Genomic DNA, 1,289 nt, shown 5'->3' on the forward strand with positions numbered 1-1,289 from the left:
CGGATCTTGACCTGCGCATCGTTGCGGCCGACATAGTCCAGCCGGCCATCGTCCAGCCAACGACACAGATCGCCGGTGCGGTACATCCGCGCGCCCGGATAAAACGGGTCGCCGATGAAGCGCTCGGCCGTCAGTGCCTCACGCCCCAGATACCCGCGGGCCACCCCTGCACCGCCCAGATACAGCTCGCCCACCACACCCAACGGCGCAAGCTGCCCCTGGGCATCGAGCACATACGCGCGCAGGTACGGCAGCGGTCGACCGATGGACGGGTTAGGCACGCCAGGGGGCACCACGCCACTGCTGGCCACCACCGTCGTCTCGGTCGGACCGTAATTGTTGTACACGCTAAACGGCAGGCCCTCGGGCACCTGCCGCAGACGATCGCCACCGACCAACAGACACCGCAGACGCTGGGGCGTCATGCCGGCGGCAAACGCATGCTCGGCGATCGGCGTGGGCAGGAAGCTCACATCCAGCTCCTGCGCACGCCACCACTGCAGCAGGGATGCCACATCCCCACTGTGCGCGGCGCTGGGCATCACCAGCACGCCACCGCTGCACAGGCTTGGCCAGATCTCCCAGGCCGCCGCATCGAAGCTCAGACCGGCCAGGCTGGAACTGCGCGTCCCCTCGCCCACCCCGAAGGCCGCCGTGTGCCACGCCACCAGTTGCGCCAGCTGCCGATGCTCGACCATCACCCCCTTGGGCTGGCCGCTGGAACCGGAGGTGTAGATCACATACGCCAGATGCGCGGCGGTCAGGCCGGGAACCTGCGGGTCGGTGCACGGCAGCTCGCCTGCGGCGGCATTGTCGATGTCGAGCAATGGCAGCGCCGCAGCGCCCAGCGCCGAGCGGGTGGGCGCATGCACCAGCACCGCGCGCGGGGCGCTGTCGTGCAGCAGATACGCCAGCCGCTCGGCCGGATAGGTCGGGTCCAGGGGCACATAGGCTGCGCCCGCCTTGAGAATGGCCAGCAGGCCGATGATCAGCTCCGCACTGCGCTGCACGCAGATCGCCACCCGCTCGTCCGGCCCGATGCCCAGTTGCAGCAACCGATGCGCCAGCTGGTTGGCCCGCGTATTGAGTTCGCGGTACTGCAGGCGCTGGCCGTCGCACTCCAGCGCCACCGCCTCAGGTGTCGCCGCGACCTGCCGCTCGAACAGCCCGTGCACGGTGTCCATCCGCTCCGGCACGCGATGCTGCAGGTTGAAGCCCAGCAAACGCTGGCGCTCTGCTGGCGGCAGCACGCACAGCTGGTTGATCGGCGTCTCCCGCTCATGCTCGAG

General features: G+C 69.0%; 1 protein-coding gene. It reads right to left on the reverse strand.

Annotation, left to right across the window (positions count from 1 at the left end; genetic code table 11):
- Window positions 1-1,289, reverse strand: a 1,289-nt coding sequence (locus XpruCFBP8353_RS22990) for a non-ribosomal peptide synthetase (RefSeq protein ID WP_133125716.1), incomplete at both ends; no start/stop codon positions are given.

This window comes from Xanthomonas prunicola (genome assembly GCF_002846205.1).
In the GTDB taxonomy this organism is placed as follows: Bacteria; Pseudomonadota; Gammaproteobacteria; order Xanthomonadales; family Xanthomonadaceae; genus Xanthomonas; species Xanthomonas prunicola.